The 22,035-nt window shown below is 68.8% G+C and carries 15 protein-coding genes and 1 pseudogene; 9 read left to right on the plus strand and 7 right to left on the minus strand.

Going from position 1 to position 22,035, the window contains the following annotated elements; genetic code table 11:
* Positions 1-35: 35 nt before the first annotated feature.
* Positions 36-488 carry a large conductance mechanosensitive channel protein MscL gene (gene mscL, locus ABEG18_RS00485; protein WP_406856140.1) on the minus strand — a complete coding sequence of 151 codons (453 nt, stop codon included), beginning with the start codon at positions 486-488 and terminating at the stop codon, positions 36-38.
* Between the two features lie 552 nt (positions 489-1,040).
* Between mscL and ABEG18_RS00490 the strand changes: the two genes are divergently transcribed.
* On the plus strand, positions 1,041-3,497 hold the full coding sequence (locus ABEG18_RS00490; protein WP_406856141.1) for a PAS domain S-box protein: 2,457 nt from the start codon (positions 1,041-1,043) through the stop codon (positions 3,495-3,497).
* Positions 3,498-3,521: 24 nt separating this feature from the next.
* Here ABEG18_RS00490 and ABEG18_RS00495 read toward each other — a convergent pair whose 3' ends face one another.
* From ABEG18_RS00495 to ABEG18_RS00515, 5 genes and pseudogenes are all read right to left on the minus strand, one after another.
* Positions 3,522-6,137 (minus strand): PAS domain-containing protein, encoded by a 2,616-nt coding sequence (locus ABEG18_RS00495; RefSeq protein WP_406856142.1) that lies wholly within the window; start codon positions 6,135-6,137, stop codon positions 3,522-3,524.
* A 610-nt stretch (positions 6,138-6,747) separates the two neighbouring features.
* Positions 6,748-7,821, minus strand: coding sequence for an NAD(P)-dependent alcohol dehydrogenase (locus ABEG18_RS00500; RefSeq protein WP_406856143.1), 1,074 nt, complete (start codon positions 7,819-7,821; stop codon positions 6,748-6,750).
* A gap of 262 nt (positions 7,822-8,083) precedes the next feature.
* Positions 8,084-8,725 (minus strand): annotated as a pseudogene (locus ABEG18_RS00505) (magnesium chelatase domain-containing protein); the annotation flags it as partial.
* Positions 8,726-8,880: 155 nt separating this feature from the next.
* Entirely contained in the window at positions 8,881-11,616 is a 2,736-nt protein-coding gene (gene mutS / locus ABEG18_RS00510) for a DNA mismatch repair protein MutS (RefSeq protein ID WP_406856144.1), read from the minus strand.
* A 71-nt stretch (positions 11,617-11,687) separates the two neighbouring features.
* Entirely contained in the window at positions 11,688-12,353 is a 666-nt protein-coding gene (locus tag ABEG18_RS00515) for an NYN domain-containing protein (protein WP_406856145.1), read from the minus strand.
* A 280-nt stretch (positions 12,354-12,633) separates the two neighbouring features.
* Here ABEG18_RS00515 and ABEG18_RS00520 point away from each other — a divergent pair, with 280 nt between their 5' ends.
* From ABEG18_RS00520 to ABEG18_RS00530, 3 genes are all read left to right on the plus strand, one after another.
* Positions 12,634-12,807, plus strand: a complete 174-nt coding sequence (locus tag ABEG18_RS00520) for a hypothetical protein (RefSeq protein WP_406856146.1) — start codon at positions 12,634-12,636, stop codon at positions 12,805-12,807.
* 506 nt (positions 12,808-13,313) lie between these two features.
* Positions 13,314-15,608: an NADP-dependent malic enzyme gene (locus ABEG18_RS00525; RefSeq protein WP_406856147.1), complete on the plus strand. Its 2,295-nt coding sequence runs from the start codon at positions 13,314-13,316 to the stop codon at positions 15,606-15,608.
* A gap of 97 nt (positions 15,609-15,705) precedes the next feature.
* Positions 15,706-16,173, plus strand: coding sequence for a DUF1203 domain-containing protein (locus ABEG18_RS00530; RefSeq protein ID WP_406856148.1), 468 nt, complete (start codon positions 15,706-15,708; stop codon positions 16,171-16,173).
* A 13-nt stretch (positions 16,174-16,186) separates the two neighbouring features.
* Here ABEG18_RS00530 and ggt read toward each other — a convergent pair whose 3' ends face one another.
* On the minus strand, positions 16,187-17,938 hold the full coding sequence (ggt, locus tag ABEG18_RS00535) for a gamma-glutamyltransferase (protein ID WP_406856149.1): 1,752 nt from the start codon (positions 17,936-17,938) through the stop codon (positions 16,187-16,189).
* Between the two features lie 168 nt (positions 17,939-18,106).
* Between ggt and ABEG18_RS00540 the strand changes: the two genes are divergently transcribed.
* The 5 genes from ABEG18_RS00540 (at position 18,107) to ABEG18_RS00560 (ending at position 22,021) form a co-directional block, all read left to right on the plus strand.
* Entirely contained in the window at positions 18,107-18,871 is a 765-nt protein-coding gene (locus ABEG18_RS00540) for an SDR family NAD(P)-dependent oxidoreductase (RefSeq protein WP_406856150.1), read from the plus strand.
* A gap of 16 nt (positions 18,872-18,887) precedes the next feature.
* Positions 18,888-19,799: a 2-dehydro-3-deoxygalactonokinase gene (locus tag ABEG18_RS00545; protein ID WP_406856151.1), complete on the plus strand. Its 912-nt coding sequence runs from the start codon at positions 18,888-18,890 to the stop codon at positions 19,797-19,799.
* Positions 19,800-19,813: 14 nt separating this feature from the next.
* Complete coding sequence (locus tag ABEG18_RS00550) at positions 19,814-20,461, plus strand: 2-dehydro-3-deoxy-6-phosphogalactonate aldolase (RefSeq protein WP_406856152.1); 648 nt, start codon at positions 19,814-19,816, stop codon at positions 20,459-20,461.
* Positions 20,458-21,363 (plus strand): ribokinase, encoded by a 906-nt coding sequence (locus ABEG18_RS00555; RefSeq protein WP_406856153.1) that lies wholly within the window; start codon positions 20,458-20,460, stop codon positions 21,361-21,363. The genes ABEG18_RS00550 and ABEG18_RS00555 overlap by 4 nt, the downstream gene beginning before the upstream one ends.
* 115 nt (positions 21,364-21,478) lie before the next feature.
* Positions 21,479-22,021 carry a TIGR02281 family clan AA aspartic protease gene (locus ABEG18_RS00560; RefSeq protein WP_406856154.1) on the plus strand — a complete coding sequence of 181 codons (543 nt, stop codon included), beginning with the start codon at positions 21,479-21,481 and terminating at the stop codon, positions 22,019-22,021.
* The last annotated feature ends 14 nt before the right edge of the window (positions 22,022-22,035 follow it).

Genomic DNA, 22,035 nt, shown 5'->3' on the forward strand with positions numbered 1-22,035 from the left:
CCCGGTTCGGCGACGCTTCGGCTCGCTCGGGCGCGCTATCGCGCCGCGCCGCCCATGTGGGCGTTGAGCGCGGCCATCTGGTCGCGAATCTCTGCCAGCAGCTTCACGTCGGCCGGGATCTCGGGCGCCTGGGGCACGTCGGCCTTGGCGTCCTGGGCGCGAAGCAGGCGGTTCATGGCGCGGATCACGAGGAACAGCACGAAGGCCACGATCAGGAAGTTCAGCAGCACCGTGAGGAACTGCCCATAGCCCAGCACGGCGCCCTGCTTCTTGGCGTCGGCGTAGCTCAGCCCCGCCTGCACCTTCGAGGACAGCGGGATGTAGTAGTTGGAGAAGTCGAGGCCGCCGGTGATCGACCCGATGATCGGCATGATGATGTCTGCGACCAGCGAGGCGACGATCGCTCCGAAAGCCACCCCGATGACCACGCCGATCGCAAGGTCGACGACGTTCCCCCGAAGGGCGAATTTCTTAAATTCTTCAATCATCGCGCGCCTCCCACCAGGTATTACCCCGAGGGATGCTCGGGTCGGACGCAATCCTCGTCAAGCGGGATATGCATTCAGACCACCGCAGCATTAGCGGCCCAAGGCTGACTGGCGCGATATCTAGAAGTGCTCTGACCCTGCCGCCCGGCGGCTTGACCCCTACGGTTCTGGCGGTCCAAGCAAAGCGCTCGTCGCCGGGCTAACCATGGCAGGTGTATTCCCCGCTGGGCCGATACGGTTTCGCCCTTGGGCCTCAGTAGTATCAAGATTTGGTCAAGCGACCCGAGGACGCCTTTCAGGTGCAAGCATTTCGTGCGGGGCCATGATCTCCAGCTCCGCCCTCAGGTCGGTCCCACCACGACCCGCAGCGGATCGAGGCGTAGTCACCGTTCCAGGTTGGCGCTGTTGGCCGCACACACGCTCTGATAGAGAAGCGCACCTGGCGATTTGCTAGGCTGGCGCAACAGCATCTGATGTCATGAACGGCGTAGCTGGACCAAGATGATGACTTACGGACTTGCGCGAGACGTCATCGCAGGAGCGCTTAGCCTGGTGGCCAGCTCCGTTCTCGACGCGGTGGTGGGGGTCGACGCCTCTGGCGTGGTTCTGGAGTGGAACCGCGCCGCGGAGCACCTTTTCGGGTGGTCGCGTTCAGAAGCTCTCGGCCGCAAGCTGGACGAGTTGATCATCCCGGCAGTGTACCGTGATCGGCACAACGAGGGCATGACGCGCGTCCAGGAAACGGGCGTTTCGCAGATCCTGAACAGGCGTGTCGAAGTCTCCGCCTTGGCTCGGGACGGCAGGATTTTTCCGGTCGAGTTGTCGATCGTTCCACTTGAGGGCGCCGGAGGCAGGATCTTCGTAGGCTTCCTGCGGGACATCAGCGAACGGATTTCGGCGCAGGAGCGCCTCAGCCTGAGCGAGGAATCGTTGCGCTTGGCCACGGATGCAGCGGAAATCGGCACGTGGGATCTCGACGTGCCCCGTGGCGTCCTGAGCTGGTCACCAAGGACCAGGGCGATGTTCGGCAAATCGCCTGACGCGCCGTGCTCCCTAGACGACTTCTATGCCGGACTGCATCCAGATGACCGCGAGGCGGTGACGCAGCTCTTCAGCCGTGCCCTCGACCCGGCTATTCGCGCCACCTATGACGTCCAGTACCGGACCGTGGGCGCCGAGGACGGTCTGATCCGCTGGGTCGCGGCAAAGGGACGGGCGCTCTTTGACGATCAGGGCCGATGCATTCGCGCCGTCGGCGTCGCTATGGACATCACCGCGCGAAAGCTGGAAGACGCGCGGCACGCCTTCATGCTGCAGCTCAGCGACGTGCTTCGGGGCGGGGATACCCACAAGGCCATGACGGCGGCCTGTGCGCTGATGGGTGAGCACTTCGCCGTCGCCCGCGTCGGATATGGACAGCTGGACCCTGTCGAAGACGTGTTCGACTACTCGATCTGCTGGACGGACGGCCGCGTGCCTGAATTGCTGGGCCGCCATCCGGCGCACGCGCTCGGCTCGAAGATCGTCGCACAGCTAGGCCGTGGCGAGACCGTGGTCATCGCCGACTTGCAGTCAGATCCGCTCAGTGACGAGGAGGAGACCCGGGCCACCGCCCGGGCGGTCGAAACGCGAGCGATACTGGTCGTGCCTTTCGTACGTGCAGGGCGCTTGAGGACGATCGTCTACCTCAACGACCGTCGCATTCGCCATTGGAGGCCTGACGAAATCGCGTTCATGGAAGAAGTGGCCGAGCGCACGCGACAGGTTTTCGAACGCGGCGAGGCCGAGGCGGCGTTGCGGGAACTCAATGCGACATTAGAGGCTCGGGTCCTAGAGCGCACAGCCGAACTTCGCGCAACGGAAGAAGCGCTCAGGCAAGCTCAAAAAATGGAAGCCATCGGCCAACTCACCGGCGGCATCGCTCACGATTTCAACAATCTGCTGCAGGGCATCACAGGCAGCCTGACGGTGGTCAGCAAACGCATCCGGCAAGGCCGCACACAGGACCTGGAAAGGTTTATCGACGGCGCCACGACCTCAGCACAAAAGGCTGCCGCCCTCGTTCACCGGCTTCTCGCCTTCGCGCGCCGCCAGCCTCTCGACGCGCGCGCGGTCGCTCCCAACGTTCTCGTCGGTTCTATGGAGGACCTGTTGCGCAGGACGTTGGGCGAAAACGTCCGCTTGGAAACGCGCCTATGCGAGTCCGCCTGGACAGTCCGGTGTGATCCCAACCAGCTGGAATCCGCTATCCTGAACCTGACGATCAATGCCCGCGACGCCATGCCCGACGGGGGGACGCTTACGGTCGCCACTCGCAATGTCGAGTTCGAGATCATGCCGGACGGCCTTGATTTGACACCGGGGCGGTATCTCTGCATCTCCGTCAGCGACACCGGAGCGGGGATGGACGCGTCGACTATCGCCAGAGCGTTCGAGCCATTCTTCACGACCAAGCCCATCGGCCAGGGCACCGGCTTAGGGCTCTCCATGATCTACGGTTTCGCCCGTCAGTCCGGCGGCGACGTCAAGATCGCGAGCACGCCTGGCGAAGGGACCACCATGGATCTCTTCTTGCCCCACTACGCTAGCCTACTCGAAGACAGTGGACGTCCGGTGGAGGAACCCAGTTCCTATGCACAGGCTGCATCCGGAACCGTGCTCGTCGTCGAGGATGATGCCATCGTGCGGAGCCTCGTGCTGGAAGTTCTCGCTGATCTCGGCTTGAGCGCGCTTGAGGCCGATGATGGGCCGGGCGGCCTCTCCATCTTGCGGTCAGATCAGCCGGTCGATCTTTTGATCAGCGACGTCGGCCTTCCGGGGCTTAACGGCCGTCAGCTGGCCGATGCTGCCCGGGCGGTCCGGCCAGAGCTGAAGGTGCTGTTCATGACAGGCTACGCCGAGACCACCGTGACCAACAACTTCTTGGAACGCGGCATGTCCCTGATCGCCAAGCCGTTCGCCATCGACACCTTCGCCGCCCAAGTCCGAGACCTGTTGTCGGAACGTTGAGCCTCGCCTTGGCCCCTGGACCGCTCATTGATGGGCGGCGGGCTCTCGGAGGAGTCTGTCCAGGCTTTCTGCAAGCTCGGTGTTCCTGAACGGCTTGGTGAGACGCTGCAGATCCGATGGCATGCCGTCGGCCTCGGCGTAGCCAGAGACGACCAGCACCGGCAAATTCGGCATCGTCGAGCGCAGCTCATGCGCGAGCTCCGCTCCGCTCATCCCGGGCATGAGGTGATCTGTCACCAGCAGGTCGGCTTTCGCGCCGCCGCGAACAAGCTTCAGGGCTTCTTCCGCGGAACTCGCCTCGATCACGTCATAGCCGAAATCGATCAGCATGTCGGCCGTGCTCATCCGAACCAGGTCTTCGTCGTCCACGAGCATCGCGACCCCACGGGCCCGGGAGGAAGCTGACGCGCCATCGGCGTCATCCTGGTTTTGGACCTGCTCCGAGCTGATGGGCAGCCAGAAATGGACCGTCGTTCCTTGGTTGGGCGCGCTCTCGATGGCGAGCCCACCGCCGAGCTGTGCGACAAGACCATGCACCATGGACAGGCCCAGCCCCGTTCCTTTTCCGACGCCTTTGGTGGAGAAAAACGGTTCGATGGCTCGGGCGCGGGTGGTGTCATCCATGCCCACTCCGGTGTCGGTAACCGAGAGGCGGACATAGTCGCCGGGCTTCAACCTTGAGCGGTGCTCGCGCTGCACTTGTTCTGCCTTTGCGGCGATGACCAGGGTCCCGCCGTCCGGCATGGCGTCGCGAGCGTTCACTCCCAGATTCAGGATCGCCATCTCCAGCTGGTTCGGGTCGGCGTTGGCGGGTGGAAGGTCGTCTGCGAGCTCGACATTCACGTTGATCTTCGGCCCGACGGTGCTGCCGATAAGGCCAGCCATGCCGTTGACCAGCCTTCGCAAGTCGACGGCGACGGGCTGAAGGGGCTGGCGTCGCGCAAAGGCCAGGAGCCGCTGCACGAGAGTTTTGGCGCGGTCGGCCGATTGAAGCGCGCCATCGATCATGCGCCGCTCACGCTCATTGCCGAGGCCTCGGCGAACCAGCATATCGAGCGAGCCGATGATCGGCGTCAGCAGATTGTTGAAATCATGCGCCACGCCGCCGGTCAGGCTCCCCATCGCCTCCATCTTTTGGCTTTGGCGAAGCGCGTCCTGGGCGTGTTCGAGTTCCCTTTCGCGCGCTTTGTATTGGGTCATGTCTCGACCGATGGCGATGAAATTCACATTGTCTGGCTCTGGCGACACGGTCCAGCCGATCGGCTTCCACTCTCCGGTCTTGGCGAGAATGCGGTTTTCGAACCTGGTTGGTTGCCCCGTTCGGCCCATCTGCTGCAGCGCGGCCACCGTCCCGGGCACATCCTCGGCGTGGATGATGTCAGCGTAAGGGTTGGTGAGCAACTCGTGCTGCGACCAGCCCAGCACCTGGGTCCAGGCTGGGTTCACGGCTGACATCTTGCCCGCGTAGTCCGCTCTGGCGAGCATATCTTCCGACAGCGTCCACAGGCGGTCACGCTCGGCCTCGGCTTCCTTTTCCGCAGTGACATCGCGCCCGCTGCAGTAGATCTTGTTGTCCACTGGCACGGCGACCCAGGACAACCAGCGCCAGCCACCATCCGCATGAGCGTAGCGGTTTTCGAACCGCAACACGGGTTCGCCTTCGCGCAGTCGCTGCAGCGCAGCATGAGAGCGCTGCACGTCATCTGGGTGTAAGAATTCCAGCAATTGCGTGCTCGTCACGTGCTCCGCCGGCCAGCCGAGCGTCGCCGTCCAGGCGGGGTTGACGCTGGCGAACCTGCCGTCCGGCGTTGCGATCGCCAGCAAGTCCGAGCTCACCTCCCACGTGAGTTGGCGCTCGCGCGCCCGCTCCAGGTCCTGGCGTTCCAGATCGGCATTGAGTTGGCGCAGGAGCGCGTTGCTCTGGCGCAGGCTTTCGCTGCCCTGGTAGACCTCCGTCGTTTCGTAGCCGCCGACGAAGACGCCGGTGACGCTGCCCTTGTCGTCGCGGATCGGCTCAAGAACGAAGTCGACATACTGGACGTCCTGACGGCCATGAAGGCGAAGCTCCATGCCTCGCCTCACCACACCCTCGCCGGAGTGGAAGACTTCCTCAAACAACTCGTGGAAACCCTGGCCAGCGATGTCGGCGAAGACGTCCCGGAAGCGCCGGCCGAGGAAGTCAGCCCGTTCAGAGATCGCGACATAGGCGTCGTTGACATAGGTGAAGATCAGGTCCGGTCCCGACAGCATGGCGACGAAGCCGGGCATCTGCTGCAGCATCTGGCGCTGTCGTTCCTGGATCTCGTCCTTCTGCCGCTCGGCGAGCACCTGCGCCGTCGTTTCGGCGCAGGTGCAGAACATGCCCGCGATTTGACCCTCGTCGTCACGCACCGGAGAGTAGGAGAACGTGAACCAGGTCTGCTCCTCATGCCCTTTGCGGTTCATCAAGAGCGGCAGGTTCTCGTGGAAGACGGCATCGCCGGCCAGGGCCGCGTCGATGAATGGCTCGATGTCAGGCCAGATTTCCCGCCAGACATCCTGAAACGGGGCGCCCAGCGCTTGGGGGTGCTTGGCCCCCAAGATCTCGGCATAAGGATCATTATAGAGGAAGCAGAGATCCTCGCCCCAGGCCACGAACATCGGAAACTTGGATCCAAGCATAAGCCCGACCACTGTTCGCAGCGACTGCGGCCAGGTTGAGGGAGGGCCGAGCGGTGTGGCCGTCCAATCCCGTGTGCGCATGAGATGGCCCATCTGGGCTCCACCAGACAGGGACGCTGGGTCAAGCTGACCGTGCACAAACTCCACCAAGTGACGAATTCCGTTCCCGATTGCTGCACTGCGACCGACATAGAACTCGCAATGCAGTTGTCAGGTCCCCGCGGCTGCAAGGAGATTATCGTAAAGGCGGAAGCCTTGCCGTGGGGCGGAACAGGATCTCTCTTGATCGTCACGTCGTCGGGCTGCTCCATCCCGAAGACCACGGCGCGGGCTAAGGGATCGGTGGGGATGGCGTAGCTGTCGTAGAACTCTCTGCCACGTCCGCCTCGGTCGCGCTATTCGGCAACTCGGTCGGCGCGCTGATGCTGGATCAGTGCTTGGGCCGTCACGCGCCGCTACATGAGCTTGGAGTCGCTCGCCGCCATGAGCGATGATCCCGTTCGCAGGCTGTCCGCCGTGGCCGCCTGATTACCCTCTGGCCATGCCGAGGACCGGGGCTCCTAGACCAATGCCCGGGACACGACCGATGTCAGGGCGTGATCGCCACTTTCAGCACGCCGTCCCGTTGGTTGGCGAAGAGCTCGTAGGCCGCCTCGATCTGCTCCAGCTTGAAGCGATGCGTGACCAGCGCGCGCGTATCGACGCGGCCCGAGGCGATGACCTCTATGAGGCGCCGCATGCGCTCCTTGCCGCCCGGGCAAAGCGTGGTTCGGATCGTGTGATCGCCCAACCCGGCTAGGAAGACGTCGACCGGGATCGTCAGGTCGCTGGAGTACACGCCGAGCGAAGACAGCGTGCCGCCCGGCCGCAACACCCGCAGGCTTGCCTCGAAGGTTTCCTGCCGCCCCAAGGCCTCGATTGCGACGTCCACGCCTCGGCCGTCCGTGATCCGCATGATTTCCGCCACGGGATCGCCGGCACTGAAGTCGACCACGTGGTCGGCGCCCATCTGCCGGGCCATGGCGATGCGCTCCGGCACGCTTTCCACGGCGATGATGGTCGTGGCGCCCTGCAGTTTCGCGCCGGCCGTGGCACACAGACCGATGGGCCCCTGGGCGAACACGACGACCGTGTCCCCGATGCGGATGGCGCCGCTTTCGGCGCCCGAGAAGCCCGTCGACATGATGTCGGGGCACATCAGCACCTGCTCGTCGCTCAATGCGTCCGGGACAGGCGCCAGGTTCGCCATGGCATCGGGCACGAGCACGAACTCGGCCTGCGTCCCGTCGATGGTGTTGCCGAACTTCCACCCGCCCAGCGGCTTGAAGCCATGCTTCGTGCCGGGTCCATCCTGCGAGTGGCAGCCGCACAAAGCCGCATTGCTGTGGCCGGACGTGCAGATGGCCCCGGCGATGACGCGCTGGCCCTCCCGGTAGCCCTGCACCGCGGAGCCGAGCTTCTCGACGACCCCAACGGGTTCATGCCCGATGGTGAGTCCGCGTTGAACGGGGTATTCGCCCTTGAGAATGTGCACGTCCGTTCCGCAGATCGTTGTGGTGGTGATCCGCATCAGGGCATCGAGCGGGCCGACGTCGGGCATTGGTTTGTCGTCCAACACGATCCTGCCGGGCTCGACGAAAATCGCGGCTCGCATCTTGGCCATGCTTGCACTCCCGTAAGGGTGACGTGTGCGCGAGCATCCGCCTTCAGCGCCAGGTAAGCGATGATCTCGCGCAATGGCCCAGGCGATCAGGAGGCGATAAGGGCTTGCGCAGCATGACTTGCAGAGTGCCGGTCCGCCTTCCGCGGCACGGTAGGCGCTCTCCCGACTAGTCAACCAGCTTCAAGCCCGAGCCACATACTGGGAACGGAGATGCCTACCGCCGGCGTGTGACAGGAGCGGACACTGCAGGTCAAATTAACTTCAGCAGGTTGTGGCCGCCGGCCGCCGCGATCTCCAGGGCGCGCTTGGCGCTCTCCTGGCCCTTGATGTCGCGCAGGTCCGGCAAGGGCGGCCCCGCCCGGCGCACCGCCGGCGCGGGCGGCGAGAGCACCTGCGTCCCCCGGAAGTGGTTGGCGAGCTGGATCAGCGACCGCGGCGCCAGGATGGTCATGTCCGCCGAGGCCCACGCCGCCTCCGGGCCGCAGGCGGCGGGGCAGATCAGCCCGTGGTCGCGCTCGTTCGCCGCGATGGCGGCCGGCAGCACGCCCGAGACCGGCGTGATGGAGCCGTCCAGCGCCAGCTCGCCCAGCACCGTGAAGCCGTCCAGCGCGTCCGACGGGATCGCCCCGATGGCGGCCATGACGCCGAGCGCGATGGGCAGGTCGTAGTGGCTGCCCTCCTTGGGCATGTCGGCCGGGGCCAGGTTGACGGTGATCCGCTTGGAGGGAAGCGCCAGCCCCGACGCGACCAGCGCCGAGCGGACGCGCTCGCGCGATTCCCCCACGGCCTTGTCGGCCAGCCCCACGATGGTGAAGACGACGCTGCCGGGCATGAGCTGCACCTGCACGTCCACCGGGCGCGCCTCCACGCCTTCGAACGCCACGGTGGCGACGCGCGTCACCATGGCGGGGGGCGTCGCTTCCGGACGCTGAACGCAAGGGTCATGAAATCCGCAGGCTGAAAAGACGTGCTGAAACTGGGTCGAGCCTAGTCGATCCGGCCCACGACTCAAGCAACCCGAAGCTGCGCGAAGTTGCGCCCCGCCGATCTTGTCCGGCCTCAGCCGGCCTCGCCGGCCCTGGCCTGCTTCAGCCGATAGAGCGCCTCCAGCGCCTCGCGCGGGCTCATCTCGTCCGGCGATATCGCGTCGAGCGCGTCGCGCAGGGCGTCCGGCCCGCCTGCGGGCGGGGCGGCGAGGCCGCCGGCCGGGCGCGCCGCGGCGAAGAGCGGGAGGTCGTCGACCAGGCGCTCGACCGGCGCCTGCCGCTCGGAGGCCTCCAGCTCCTCCAGGATCACCCGGGCGCGCTCGACCACCGCCTTGGGCAGGCCGGCCAGCTTGGCCACCTGGATGCCGTAGCTGCGGTCGGCGACGCCGGGCGTGACCTCGTGCAGGAACACCACGTCGCCCTGCCACTCGGTCACCCGCACGGTGAGGTTGAGGAGCCGCGGCAGCCGCCGGGCCAGGGCGGTGAGCTCGTGGAAATGCGTCGCGAACAGCGACCGGCACAGATTGCCGTCATGCAGGTGCTCGATGGCCGCCCAGGCGATCGACAGGCCGTCGAAGGTGGCGGTGCCGCGCCCGATCTCGTCCAGGATGACGAGCGACCGCGCCGTCGCCTGGTTGAGGATGGCGGCGGCCTCGATCATCTCCACCATGAAGGTGGAGCGGCCGCGGGCGAGGTCGTCGGCGGCGCCGACGCGCGAGAACAGGCGGTCGACGACGCCGATATGGGCCTTCTCGGCGGGCACGAAGGAGCCCATCTGGGCCAGCACGGCAATGAGCGCGTTCTGGCGCAGATAGGTGGACTTGCCGGCCATGTTGGGGCCCGTGATCAGCGCGATCCGCCCGCCCCGGGCCGAGGCCGGGGCCGAGAGGTCCGCGTCATTGGCCACGAAGGCCTGGCCGTCGCGCTTCAGCGCCGCCTCCACGACGGGGTGGCGGCCGCGCCGGATCTCGAAGGCGAGGCTCTCGTCCACCACCGGGCGCACCCACGCGCCGGCGTCGGCCAGCTCCGCCAGCGCGGCCGCGACGTCGATGCGGGCCAGCGCCGCCGCGGCCGCCTTCAGCCCGGCCGCGCCCGCGACCGCCAGGGCCCTCAGCCGGTCGAAATGGGCGAGCTCGACCGCCAGCGCCCGGTCCGCCGCCGAGGCGATGCGGCTCTCCAGGTCGCCCAGCTCGGCGGTGGAGAAGCGCATCGCGCCCTGCATGGTCTGGCGGTGCACGAACACGGCGTTCAGCGGCGGCCGGACCAGCGTCTCGCCCACCGCCTGCGTCACCTCCACGAAATAGCCGAGGAAGTTGTTGTGCTTGACGCGCAGCGTGCGCGCCCCGGTCTCCTCCGCGTAGCGCGCCTGCAGGGCGGCGATGACGCGCCGGCTCTCGTCGCGCAGCGCGCGCGCCTCGTCCAGAGCGGGGTCGAAGCCAGCCCGCACGAAGCCGCCGTCGCGGCGGTTGAGCGGCAGCTCCTCGTCGAGGCAGTCGCCGAGCGCGGCCTCGAGCGCGCCGTCGATCCCGGCCAGCAGGGCCGCCGCGTCGGCGATCTCGCGCGGCGGCAGCGCCGCGCCCTGCAGGATCGCCCCGACGGCGCGCGCCGCCGCCAGCCCGTCGCGCAGGCAGGCGAGGTCGCGCGGCCCGCCGCGGTCGAGCGTCAGCCGCGACAGCGCCCGCGACATGTCCGGCGTCCGCTTCAGCGCCTCGCGCACCCGGCGGCGCGCATCCGCGTCGTCGGCGAACCACGCCACCGCGTCGAGCCTCTCGTTGACGGCGGCCGGATCGGTGAGGGGGCCGGCCAGCCGCTCGGCCAGCAGGCGCCCGCCGGCGGGCGTCAGCGTGCGGTCGATCGCGGCCAGCAGGCTGCCGGCGCGCTCGCCGCCCAGCGTGCGGGTGAGCTCCAGATTGGCCCGCGTGGCGGCGTCGATCGCCAGCGTGGCGTCGGCGGCCTCGCGCGTGGGGGCCGACAGCGGCGGCCGCGCGCCGAACTGCGTGCGCTCCACATAGGCCACCGCGGCGGCCGCGGCGGCGATCTCGGCGCGGGAGAACTGCCCGAAGCCCGCCAGCGTCGACACGCCGAAAAAGGCGCAGAGCCGCCGCTCGCCCGAGGCGGCGTCGAACCCGTCGCGCGCCAGCGGCGTCACGTGGGCGCGCGTCTCGCGCCACAGCGCCTTCAGCTCGGGCTCGTCGATCACCGCGTCGGGGACCAGGATCTCGCTCGGCTCCAGCCGGGCGATGGCCGCCGCGAGCCCCGCCTGGGCGACCTCACCGACCGTGAAGGTCCCGGTCGAGATGTCCACGCAGGCCAGGCCGTAGAGCCACGCCTCGCCGGCGCGCACGCGCGACAGCGCCGCCAGCAGGTTAGCGCGCGAGGGCTCCAGCAGCGTCTCCTCGGTGATGGTGCCCGGCGTCACCAGCCGCACCACGCCCCGCTTCACCACCGATTTGCCGCCGCGCTTCTTGGCCTCGGCCGGGTCCTCCTGCTGCTCGCAGACCGCCACCCGGTGGCCGGCCGCGATCAGGCGGTGCAGGTAGTCCTCGGAGCGCTCCACCGGCACCCCGCACATGCGGATGTCCTCGCCCAGGTGCTTGCCGCGCTTGGTCAGCACGATGCCCAGCACCCGCGACGCGACCTCGGCGTCGCCGAAGAACAGCTCGTAGAAGTCGCCCATCCGGTAGAACAGCAGGCAATCCGGGTTGGCGTGCTTGATCTCCAGATACTGCGCCATCATGGGCGTCAGCCGCCCCTCCGCCGCATCGGCGGCCGGCTGCGGCAGGGTCAGGGCGGGACCTTCGAGACTCATGCGCGGGAGGCTAGCAGAGGCTGCGAGGGAAGGCGCGGGGGCGCGGAGGGTTTTGCACGGGGAATGGGGGGCTAGATCCACTCGGCCGGACGCCGGACCGGCGAGCCCTCCCGGCCGAGCGCCGGGTCTGGAAACTGCGCCGCGGCGAGGTGATCGACGCGCAATCGGCGCATGAAGCTGGAAACGGTTTTCAGCTCTGGATTGGGATTGCCCACGGGGCTGAGCAGGCCGACGATCTTCCCGAGTTCCCGTGTCGCGATCCTGATCGGCTCCACGAGGTCTGAATCATTGGAGACCACCACCGCAACGTCGAAGGCGTTCTGGAACGCGTCCAGCAGCAGGTGGCAAGCGAGATTGACGTCGCTGCCCTTTTCCTCGGTCTTGTGGACGCGCACGACGTTCGGCCAAGGCTGCTGCATCGGGTCGGCCAGGTGAGGCCTGAACTCGGGAGGGTGCACCAGCCCCGCGAATTTGGTGGAGGCCAGGAACGCGCCTTGGTGAATGACGATTTCAGGGACGGTCGCCAAGGCGTTCAAGTAGACCTGCTGCCGTGCGGGCGAGGTAGGGTCCAATCGGCCGGAGACGCGAGCCGTGTAGTACCGAACTCTCTCGATGACGTTGTCCGGGCTCAGCGCGGCCTCGGCGAGTCGCTTCGGATTGAGCCATTTGAGGGCCGGGCGCTTTTCCAGCATCCGATAATACAGGTTGAACCCGTCGACATAGACAAAGGTGCGCATCGCAATCTCGCGCTGAAAAGCGAAAGCCGCCTCAGGTTGCCCTTCAGCGGCCTTCGAACCGACAGCACGCTGCCGGCGAGTATGCGTTGATATTAGTTGAGCGGACGATCGAATTCAATACACGGTTTCAGGCGCTGTCAGGCTGAGCGTCCGGCGCCTCGGGACGGCGCTTCTGAACTGCGCTTCGGGATCTCAGCATGTCTCGCGCTCACTTGCGAATGCCTCTAGACCGGTTTCCACAGTATGTTCCCGCCTGACAGATTCGTGCTGGAATCACCCGGTGGCTGAAGTCACCACCAAGGTCCGCACTGGCGAGCATCTCCGCAAACTGTTTGCAATCCTTTTGAGCCATCCAGAAGAATTGAAAGCATCGGTTGCACTGGAGGTGCGCTATTACCCCGGAACTTTGGGCCGCGACCTCCCCCTTCCCCACCTTGACAACCTAGCAAAATAATCCTACACACCTCCGGCCCGGATGCGTCCCGGGAGCCGGCGCCGGCTCCCCGCCCATCCGCAACGAGCTTCCAGGTTTCGCGTCCGCATCTCCACCAGGACGTGCGGGCCGGAGCGGTCGGGCTCTCGCGCGCCGAGGCTCACGCCTCCTGGGCGGACGCAGCATACGTCCGCGACTGCCGCGGCCTTCGGGCCGCCCCTTGCCGGAGCGGGGTCAGGCCCGGTCCCGGACGACGCAGGGTGACGGTCGTCCCTCGCGAAGCGGGGTCAGGCTTCGCTCCAGCGGATGGGGAGACCTCCGCTCCGAGCCGCGTCCGGGAGATGCGCGGCCCGACCCGCCGCGGGACGGCGGGGGAGACTGCGCCAGCCTCAGGCGCCGCGCGCGAGAGCCGCCGACCGTGCAACCCCGCGCCCGCAGGCGACGGGGCTACGGGCGCATCGCCGCTTGAGAAACCGCAAGCGTGTCCGTAAGTTGGCCCCCCGCTCCACCCATCAACCGGGCCGGCCATGACAGACAATAACGATGCTCCGAGGAAACGCACCCGTCCCACCATCACGGACCAGGAGGCGCTGACGTTTCACTCGCGCGGCCGGCCGGGCAAGCTGGAGGTGGTCGCCACCAAGCCGATGACGACGCAGCGGGACCTGTCGCTGGCTTATTCGCCCGGCGTCGCCATCCCGGTGCTGGCCATCGCCGAGGACCCGTCGAAAGCCTATGACCTCACCGTCAAGGGCAACCTCGTCGGCGTGATCTCCAACGGCACCGCCATCCTGGGGCTCGGCAACCGCGGCGCGTTGGCGTCCAAGCCCGTGATGGAGGGCAAGGCGGTGCTGTTCAAGCGCTTCGCCGACGTGGACGCGTTCGACCTGGAGATCGGCACGGAAGACCCGGACGAGTTCATCGCCGCGGTGCGCTATCTCGGCCCGACCTTCGGGGGCATCAACCTGGAGGACATCAAGGCCCCTGAATGCTTCATCATCGAGGAGAAGCTGCGGGAGCTGATGGAGATCCCGGTCTTCCACGACGACCAGCACGGCACCGCCATCATCGCGGCCGCCGGCATCATGAACGCGCTGCAGCTCACCGGGCGCGACATCACGACGGCCCGGCTGGTGTGCAACGGGGCCGGGGCGGCCGGCATCGCCTCGCTGGAGATCCTCAAGGCGCTCGGCTTCCGGGATGAGAACGTCATCCTGTGCGACACCAAGGGCGTGGTCTACAAGGGCCGCGCCGAGGGCATGAACCAGTGGAAGTCGGCCCACGCGGTCGAGACCAAGCTGCGCACCCTGGAGGAGGCGATCGCCGGGGCGGACGTGTTCTTCGGCCTTTCGGTGAAGGGCGCGGTCTCGCCCGAGATGGTGCGCTCGATGGCCGCCAACCCCATCATCTTCGCCATGGCGAACCCGGACCCGGAGATCACGCCCGAGGACGCCTATGCGGTGCGCGACGACGTCATCATGGCGACGGGGCGCTCGGATTACCCGAACCAGATCAACAATGTGCTGGGCTTTCCCTACATCTTCCGCGGCGCGCTGGACGTCAGGGCCCGCACGATCAACATGGAGATGAAGATGGCCGCCGCGAAGGCGCTGGCCAGCCTCGCCCAGGAGGACGTCCCCGACGAGGTGGCGTCGGCCTACCAGGGCGCGCGGCCGCGCTTCGGGCGGGACTACATCATCCCGGTGCCGTTCGACCCGCGGCTGATCTCCACCGTGCCGCTGGCCGTGGCCCAGGCCGCCATGGATTCCGGCGTCGCGCAGCGGCCCATCGTCGACATGGACGCCTACAAGGCGCAGCTCTCGGCCCGGCGCGACCCCGTCGCCGGCGCCCTGCAGCGCACCGTGGAGCGCGTGCGCCGCTATCCCAAGCGCGTCGTCTTCGCCGAGGGCGAGGAGGAGCAGGTGATCCGCGCGGCGGTGAGCTTTGTCAGCCAGGGCTTCGGCACCGCCATCCTGGTCGGCCGCGACGACCGGGTGAAGGCCACGGCCCAGCAGGTCGGCATCGAGATCGACGGGCGCAGCGGCATCGAGATCCACAACGCCAGGCTGAGCCACCGCAACACCGCCTATGCGCAGTACCTGTACGACCGGCTGCAGCGGAAGGGCTACCTGTTCCGCGACTGCCAGCGCATGATCAACCAGGACCGCAACCACTTCGCCGCCGCCATGGTGGCGCTCGGCGACGCGGACGCCATGGTGACGGGCGTCACCCGCAACTTCTCGGTGGCGCTGGACGACGTGCGGCACGTCATCGATCCCAAGCCCGGCCACCGGGTGATCGGCGTGTCGCTGGTGCTGGCGCGCGGGCGCACCGTGCTGGTGGCCGACACGGCCATCACCGAACTGCCCAGCGCCAAGGACCTCGCCGACATCGCCGTGGAGGCGGCCGGCGTGGCGCGCAGGCTCGGCTACGAGCCCCGCGTCGCGCTGCTCGCCTTCTCGTCCTTCGGGCACCCGCCCGGCGAGCGCACCGCCCATGTGCAGGAGGCCGTGCGCCTGCTCGACCAGCGCCGCGTCGATTTCGAATATGACGGCGAGATGGCGGCGGACGTGGCCCTGGATAAGGAGCTGATGGCCCAGTACCCGTTCTGCCGCCTGTCGGACGCCGCCAACGTCCTGGTGATGCCGGCGTTCCACTCCGCCTCCATCTCCACCAAGATGATGCAGAGCCTGGGCGGATCGACCGTGATCGGGCCGCTGCTGGTGGGCATGGACCGGGCCGTCCAGATCGTGCCGCTGGGGGCCAAGGACAGCGACATCGTCAACATGGCGGCGCTGGCCGCCTTCAACGTCGGCGGCTAGGCCGGCTCACGAAGAAACGGTTTTCGGGCGCAGCTTTCGGGTGGAGCCCGGCCGCCATCTGCACTGTCATGAGGGCCTCGCCACGCAGGAGACCCTCATGACCTTCCGCATCACCGGCCTGTCGGCCGAACCGTTCCGCCCCCTTTATGGCCTCCCGGACGCGGAGCTCGCCGCCCGCGGGGTCCTGCGCTACGCCGTCGACGCCGCGTCGGGCTACCCCGACCGGATCGAGATGCGCGAGGCGCGGCCCGGCGAGACCGTGCTGCTCCTCAACCATGTCTGCCAGCCGGCCCCGTCGCCCTACCGGGCCACGCACGCCATCTATGTGCGCGAGGGCGCCGAGACCGCCTATGACCGCACCGGGGAGGTCCCGCAGGTCATGCGCAGCCGCCTCCTGTCGGTGCGCGCCTATGACGAGGCCGGCATGATGCTGGACGCCGACGTCGTTGAAGGGCGCGAGGTGGAGCCCCTCATCGCCCGCCTGTTCGAGAACCCGGCGGTCGCCTACCTGCACGCCCACAACGCCAGGCGCGGCTGCTATTCCGGCCGCATCGACCGCGCCTGAGCCCGGGCGCGCGTCAGTCGCCGATCGCCACACCCTCGCGGCGGGAATCGGCGCCGCCAACGAAGCCGGAGGGCGTCAGCACGATGGCCTGGATGCCCGAGGTCATCTCCAGCAGCTTGACCTCGTGGCCCTTGGCCTCCAGGGCCGGCTTCCAGGCTTCGGCCTCGGTGCCGGCCTCCAGCTCCGTCGGGCCGTTGCGGCTGCCCATGTTGGGCAGGTCGACCGCCACCTGCGGGTCGAGCTTCCAGTCCAGCAGGCCCACCAGGGTCTTGCCCACGAAGTTGATGATCTGGCTCCCGCCCGGCGAGCCCGTGACGGCGTAGAGCCGCCCGAAGGCGTCGAACACGATCGTCGGCGCCATCGAGCTGCGCGGGCGCTTGCCGGGCTCGACCCGGTTGGCCACCGGCTTGCCGTCGGCGACGGGCGCGAAGTTGAAGTCGGTGAGCTCGTTGTTGAGCAGGAAGCCGCCCTTGGTCATCAGGCGGGATCCGAAGCCGTCCTCGATCGTGGTGGTCATCGACACGGCGTTCAGCTGGGCGTCCACGATGGAGATGTGGCTGGTGCCATGCTCGACGCCGTCGGACGGGCCGAGCAGGAGCGTCTTGCGCATCGGCGGCTCGCCCGGCTTGGCGGTCCCCATGCTGCGGTCCGGGCTGGCCAGCGCGGCGCGGCTCCTCACATAGGCGGGGTCGATGAGGCCCTCCACCGGCACGCTCACGAAGCCCGGGTCGCCCAGATAGAGGTTGCGGTCCGCGAAGGCGAGCCGCCCCGCCTCGGCGAACCAGTGCGCGGCCTCCGGGCCGGGCTTCAGGCGGCCCATGTCGCGGGTCTCCAGCACGCCCAGCATCTGCTGCACGGCGACCGCGCCGGAGCTGGGCGGGCCCATGCCGCAGATCCGGTAGGCCCGGTAGGCCCCGCAGACGGGCTCGCGCTCCTTCACCGCATAGGAGGCCAGGTCGGCCAGGGTCATGTCGCCCGGATTGGTCGGATGCCCCTTCACGGTGGCGACGATGTCTTCGGCGATCGGCCCGGCGTAGTAGGCCTCCACGCCCTTCTCGGCGAGGGTGCGCAGCGTCTGCGCGAAGGCGGGGTTCTTCAGCGTCGTCCCCACCGCGAGCGGCTTGCCGTCCGCGTCGTAGAAGAGGGCGCGCGCCGCCGGGTTGGCGGAGAGGAACTTCTCCTGCCCGAGCAGGCCGCTGAGCCGCGGCGAGACCGCAAAGCCGTTCTCGGCGAGGCGGATCGCCGGCTCGAAGAGCTGCGGCCAGGGCAGCTTGCCCCAGCGCTTGTGGGCCTCGGCGAGCAGCCGCGGCGTGCCCGGGACGCCGACGGACCGTCCGCCCACCACGGCGTCGTAGAATTTCATCGGCTTGCCGTCGGCGCCCATGAACCGGTCGGGCGCCGCCGCCGCCGGGGCGGTTTCGCGCCCGTCGAGCGTGGTCAGCGTCCGCCGGGCCTCGTCCCAATGCACCATGAATGCGCCGCCGCCGATGCCCGAGCTCTGCGGCTCGACCAGATTCAGCACCAGCTGCACCGCGATGGCGGCGTCCACCGCGCTGCCGCCGGCGCGCAGCATCTCGCGTCCCGCCTCCGTGGCGAGGGGGTTCGCGGCCGCCGCCATGTAGCGGGTTGAGACGCCGTGGTCCCGGACGCTCCGCCCGGTGGCCGCCTCGGGGGCGGGGGCGAGCTGGGACGTCGTCTGCGCGTATGCGCCGCCGCCCACGCCCAGGACGGCGACGGCGGCGAGCAGGAAGCGACGGATCTGCATGGGGGCGTTCCTCCGTGGTCGCGAGAGCTTAGACGCGCGGCTGGCGGGCGCAACCGCCGCCCTCCCGCCGCAACCGCGCTCACCAGCGCATTGCTTCGCCGCCGTCCGCCCGTGTATGCGTTGAACCCATGCAGGCCGATGAGGGGCCGCAATCAGCAGGAGCTCCGAATGGGCCAGGGCGCGCTTTATCCCGATCTCGCCGGCAAGGTGGTCATCGTGACCGGCGGCGGAAGCGGCATCGGGGAGGCGATCGTTCGGGCCTTCGCGCGGCAGAACGCCAAGGTGGGATTTCTCGACATCAACAAGCCCGCCTCCGAGGCGCTGGCCGCCGATCTCGCCGGGAAGGGCGCGACGGTGCGCTTCGAGCACTGCGACCTGACCGACGTGGAGGCGCTGCGCCGGTCCATTGCGGCGATCCGGGAGCAGCTGGGACCCGTCTCGGTGCTGATCAACAACGCCGCCCATGACGAGCGCCACCGGACCGAGGATGTCACCCCCGAATACTGGGACGGGCGCATCGCCGTGAACCTGCGCCACCAGTTCTTCTGCGCCCAGGCGGTGCTGGAGGACATGAAGGCCGCGCGCGACGGCGTCATCATCAATTTCGGATCGGTGTCCTGGATGGTGGGGCAGGGCGGCATGGCGGCCTACACGGCCTCCAAATCTGCCGTGCTCGGCCTCACCCGCTCGCTCGCCCGGGACTTCGGCCCGTACAACATTCGGGTCAACGCCATCGCGCCGGGCTGGATCATGACCCAGCGCCAGATCGACCTCTGGCTCACCCCGGAAGGCGAGAAGGAGCTGATGGATCGCCAGTGCCTGAAGCGCAAGCTGGTCCCCGACGACATCGCCCGCGTGGCCGTCTTCTTCGCCTCCGAGGAGGCCAGCGCTTGCACCAACCAGCATTACGTCGTCGACGGCGGCTGGGTGTGAGCCGGACCTCCGCCCGATGACCGCCGCGGACCCGGACAGCCCCGCCCTCATCGCCCTGGATTGGGGCACGTCGCGGCTGCGCGCCTATCTGGTGGCTGGTTCCGGCGACGTGCGCGAACGCCTGAGCGCCGACGACGGGATCGCCGCCGTGCCGGCGGGAGGGTTCCCGGCGACCCTGCGCCGGCATGTCGGCCCCTGGCTCGACCGCTTCCCGGCCGTCCCGGTCGTGATGGCCGGCATGGTCGGAAGCCGCAATGGCTGGGTCGAGGCGCCCTACCTGGAGTGCCCCGTCGAGATCGACGATCTGGGCCGGAGTTTCGCCCGTGCGGACCTCGGAGGCGGCCGTGAGGCGCTGATCGTCCCCGGCCTGACATGCCGCCGCCCGGGCGGCGCGCCCGACGTCATGCGCGGGGAGGAGACCAAGATCGCCGGCGCCGGCGTGCGCGACGGCGTCGTGCTGACGCCGGGCACCCATTCCAAATGGGCCGAAGTGGCGCAGGGGCGGATCACGGGCTTCTCCACCTTCATGACGGGCGACGTATACGCGGCGCTGAAGGATCACACGATCCTGGGCATGCTGGCCCAGGAGCCGCCGGACGAGACGGGCTTCGCCCGCGGCCTCGCCGCCGCCCGCGGGGCGGGCGGGCTGACGCATCTGGCCTTCTCGGCGCGGACGCTCGTCCTGATGGGAGACCTCGCTCCCGTCCAGGTCGGCCCCTATCTGTCCGGGCTCCTGATCGGCGTCGAGATCGACCAGGGGCTCGCGATGGCGTCGCCCGGCGCGGAGATCACGCTGGTGGCCGAGGGCGTCTTCGCCGCGTCCTACGCGGCCGCGCTGGCGGACCGGGGCCGCACCTGCCGCGTCCTCGACCCCGAGGCCGTCATCGTCGCCGGGCTGCTGCGCATCCTCGACGCCTCACACCGCTGATCGCGAGCTAGACCATGTCCTTTCGCAGCCTCTTCGACGACGCGTTCCGGCGCTGTTCGCTGATCGCCATCCTGCGCGGGCTCCGGCCCGACGAGGCCGTCGCGATCGGCGAGGCTCTGGTCGGGGCCGGCCTCACCATCCTCGAGGTGCCGCTGAATTCTCCCGATCCGCTGGACAGCGTCGCCAGGCTCTCCCGGGCGCTGGCCGGCCGGGCGGTCGTCGGCGCCGGCACGGTGTACCGGCCCTCCGAGGTCGACGCCGTGGCCGAGGCGGGCGGAACCCTGATCGTGTCTCCCAACGCCAACCCGGCCGTGATCGGCAGGACCAAGGAGCTGGGCCTCGTGTCCGCCCCCGGGGTCATGACGCCGACCGAGGCCGTGGCCGCGCTGGACGCCGGGGCCGACGTGTTGAAGTTCTTCCCGGGCGAACTCATCGGGCCCGCCGGCGTCAAGGCGATGGGCGCGGTCCTGCCCAAGGGGCCGCCCCTGGTCATCGTCGGCGGCGTCACGCCCGAGACCATGGCGGCCTATGCGGGCACGCCCGCCGACGGCTTCGGCATCGGCTCGGCCCTGTTCAAGCCCGGCCTCGACGCCGCCGCCGTGGCTGAGCGCGCCCGCGCCTTCATGGCCGCCCATGCGGCCTGGCGGAGGACGGCGTCGTGATCGTGACGTTCGGCTCCATCAACGTCGATTTCGTCAACCGGGTGGAGCGGATTCCCTCCCCGGGCGAAACGGTCCTGGGTCCCGACTACGCGGTCATTCCGGGCGGCAAGGGCGCCAACCAGGCGCTCGCGGCCCGGCGGGCCGGCGCCGAGGTGGCGCTGGTCGGCGCCGTCGGACAGGATCCGTTCGCCGCCATCGCGCTGTCATTGCTGCGGCGGGACGGCGTCGACCTGTCCCGCGCGGCGGCCGTGGACGCGCCGACCGGGGCCGCCTACATCGCCGTGTCGGCGGCCGGCGAGAACGCCATCGTGGTCGCGGCCGGCGCCAACGCCAGGGTCGTCGCCAGCCAGATGGACGGACTTGCCCTCGGCGCGGGCGACACGCTCCTGCTGCAGCGGGAGGTCCCCGAAGCGGAGGTCGTGAAGGCGGCGCGCGCCGCGAAGCGGGCCGGGGCCAGGGTGATCCTGAACGCCGCGCCGGCCGGCGAGGTGAGCCGCGAGCTCCTCGGCGCGCTCGACGTCCTCGTCGTCAACGAGCACGAGGTCGCCATCGTGGCGGCCGGGCTGGGGTTGGCGGGAGGTCCCGACGATCTCGCCCGCCAGATCGACGCGGACCATGGCGTGGCCACCATCGTGACGCTCGGCGGCGAGGGCGCGGTCGGCTGGACGGGCGGCGTCCGGCGCAGCGCCCCCGCGCTCCCCGTCGAGGTCGTCGACACCACGGCGGCGGGGGACACGTTCTGCGGCGCCTTCGCGGCCGCCATGGACCAGGGTCTCGGCTTCACCACGGCCCTGGCGAGAGCGGCCGCCGCCGGCAGCCTCGCCTGCGCGACGGCCGGCGCCCAGCCGAGCATCCCCATGAAGGCCGCGATCGATGCGGTCGCGGCCGATTTCCTGGCCTGACGCCGCCCTGCGATCCTTGCGCGGCGCTTACCGGGTCGGGTCGCATTCGCGCGACGGTCCAGACGGTTCCTGAACGCCGTCCGGCTAGGCTCTCCCGGCCGAGACGGAGGGTTCGATGCTGAAAATCGCGTTTGGGGCGGCCCTGATGATCGTCGCCAGCGTCGTGGCGGTGCGGTTCGCCGGAAACCTCCCCGCCCGGCCGGCGTCCCCGATGGCCCAGGCCGCCTCGGCGCAAGCCGTCGCGCCGCCGGCCGCGTCCAAGGGCCAGCTCCACGGCTCCTACGGGCGCGCCACCGTCGTGCTGGCGGCGGATCCGCGCGGGCACTTCTCGGCGGAGCCCTCCATCAACGGCGTGAAGATCCGCACCCTCGTCGACACCGGGGCGTCGGTGGTGGCGATGTCCTCCGAGGATGCGCAGCGGGCCGGCGTCTTCCCGGCCGGAGCGGACTTCCAGATCCCCGTCTCGACCGCCAATGGCGTCGTCAAGGCGGCCGCCGTCAGGCTGCGCGAGGTGCGCATCGACAACATCGTCCTGCGGGACGTCGAAGCGATGGTGATGCCGCAAGGCCGCCTCGGCGGGACGCTGCTCGGCATGTCCTTCCTGCGCCGCCTGACCGGCATGGAGGTTTCCGACGGACGGCTGATCCTGACGCAGTAGACGAGGGGCCAAGC

It is taken from the genome of Alsobacter sp. KACC 23698 (genome assembly GCF_045348435.1).
Taxonomy (GTDB): Bacteria; Pseudomonadota; Alphaproteobacteria; order Rhizobiales; family Beijerinckiaceae; genus Alsobacter.

Bases quoted from the DNA above. Each gene is read 5' to 3' on its own strand.
- mscL (WP_406856140.1), bottom strand. From the start codon at position 488: ATGATTGAAGAATTTAAGAAATTCGCCCTTCGGGGGAACGTCGTCGAC.
- ABEG18_RS00495 (WP_406856142.1), bottom strand. From the start codon at position 6,137: ATGTTCGTGGCCTGGGGCGAGGATCTCTGCTTCCTCTATAATGATCCT.
- ABEG18_RS00500 (WP_406856143.1), bottom strand. From the start codon at position 7,821: ATGGCCAAGATGCGAGCCGCGATTTTCGTCGAGCCCGGCAGGATCGTG.
- mutS (WP_406856144.1), bottom strand. From the start codon at position 11,616: ATGAGTCTCGAAGGTCCCGCCCTGACCCTGCCGCAGCCGGCCGCCGAT.
- ABEG18_RS00515 (WP_406856145.1), bottom strand. From the start codon at position 12,353: ATGCGCACCTTTGTCTATGTCGACGGGTTCAACCTGTATTATCGGATG.
- ABEG18_RS00525 (WP_406856147.1), top strand. From the start codon at position 13,314: ATGACAGACAATAACGATGCTCCGAGGAAACGCACCCGTCCCACCATC.
- ABEG18_RS00530 (WP_406856148.1), top strand. From the start codon at position 15,706: ATGACCTTCCGCATCACCGGCCTGTCGGCCGAACCGTTCCGCCCCCTT.
- ggt (WP_406856149.1), bottom strand. From the start codon at position 17,938: ATGCAGATCCGTCGCTTCCTGCTCGCCGCCGTCGCCGTCCTGGGCGTG.
- ABEG18_RS00540 (WP_406856150.1), top strand. From the start codon at position 18,107: ATGGGCCAGGGCGCGCTTTATCCCGATCTCGCCGGCAAGGTGGTCATC.
- ABEG18_RS00545 (WP_406856151.1), top strand. From the start codon at position 18,888: ATGACCGCCGCGGACCCGGACAGCCCCGCCCTCATCGCCCTGGATTGG.
- ABEG18_RS00550 (WP_406856152.1), top strand. From the start codon at position 19,814: ATGTCCTTTCGCAGCCTCTTCGACGACGCGTTCCGGCGCTGTTCGCTG.
- ABEG18_RS00560 (WP_406856154.1), top strand. From the start codon at position 21,479: ATGCTGAAAATCGCGTTTGGGGCGGCCCTGATGATCGTCGCCAGCGTC.